The organism is Psychrobacter piscatorii (assembly GCF_904846415.1).
GTDB classification, from domain to species: domain Bacteria; phylum Pseudomonadota; class Gammaproteobacteria; order Pseudomonadales; family Moraxellaceae; genus Psychrobacter; species Psychrobacter piscatorii.
Genome location: NZ_CAJHAR010000089.1, coordinates 1 through 920 on the forward strand (window position 1 = coordinate 1; position 920 = coordinate 920).

Annotated in this window: 2 protein-coding genes; both read left to right on the forward strand. The window is 39.5% G+C overall.

Annotated elements, in window-relative coordinates:
* Nucleotides 1–65: 65 nt before the first annotated feature.
* Nucleotides 66–416 carry an IS630 transposase-related protein gene (locus JMX83_RS14950; RefSeq protein ID WP_201603380.1) on the forward strand — a complete coding sequence of 117 codons (351 nt, stop codon included), beginning with the start codon at nt 66–68 and terminating at the stop codon, nt 414–416.
* Complete coding sequence (locus JMX83_RS14955; protein ID WP_201603382.1) at nt 391–915, forward strand: IS630 family transposase; 525 nt, start codon at nt 391–393, stop codon at nt 913–915. Before JMX83_RS14950 ends, JMX83_RS14955 begins: the two co-directional genes overlap by 26 nt.
* The last annotated feature ends 5 nt before the right edge of the window (nt 916–920 follow it).

A 920-nucleotide genomic window follows, 5' to 3' on the forward strand; every position in this document is an offset into this window, starting at 1 on the left:
TATATAGTGTATCAAATACAAAAGTGTTATAAGATAAAACATCTCAACAGATATACTTAATTATCATGACTTATTCACTAGACTATCGCAAACAAGTTCTTAAAAGCTTAGCAAATGGCATGACCTTTGCCGAGGCAGCCTCTTTTTATGACATTAGTCCAACCACCATTCAAAAGTGGAAGAAACGGCTGCATAGTAAGAGCACTCGCAATGTTACGCCATCAAAAATACCAGATGATGCACTACGCAAAGACGTTGAGCGTTACCCTGATGACTATCACTATGAGAGAGCAAGACGGTTCAACTGTACTGCCTCAGCCATTTGTGAGGCTTTAAAACGCCTAGGCATCAGTCAAAAAAAAGACCTTAGAGCATCCAAAAGCGTGTCCAATAAAAAGAGCGGCGTATCAGAGTAAGCTTGATAACTTTAAACAGCAAGGCTATCCCATTGTCTATATGGATGAAAGCGGCTTTGAGGCTGAAACTATTCGTTCTCATGGCTATGCACCGATAGGCAAACCCTGTATCGACAGCGACAACTGGCAAGGTAAAAAGCGAACCAACGTCATTGGGGCTCTATATGAAAAGATGCTATTTGCACTGGATTACTTTGAACAGAACATTAACAGCAGCATATTCTACGACTGGTGCAAGTTTAAACTTATTCCAAGTCTTAAAACCAAATGCGTGATTATCATGGATAATGCTCGGTTTCATAAAAGCAAACGTATCCAAAAATTACTGAACAGGCATGGTCATCGTATTCTATGGCTGCCACCGTATAGCCCAGACTTGAACCCTATTGAGAAAAAATGGGCACAAGTAAAGTTTCTACGCCAAGGGTGGATGGAAAATGACTTATCCAAATTATTTTATGATGTTTGTCCTAGCTATAACATTTTTGTTTTGAACTGACTATA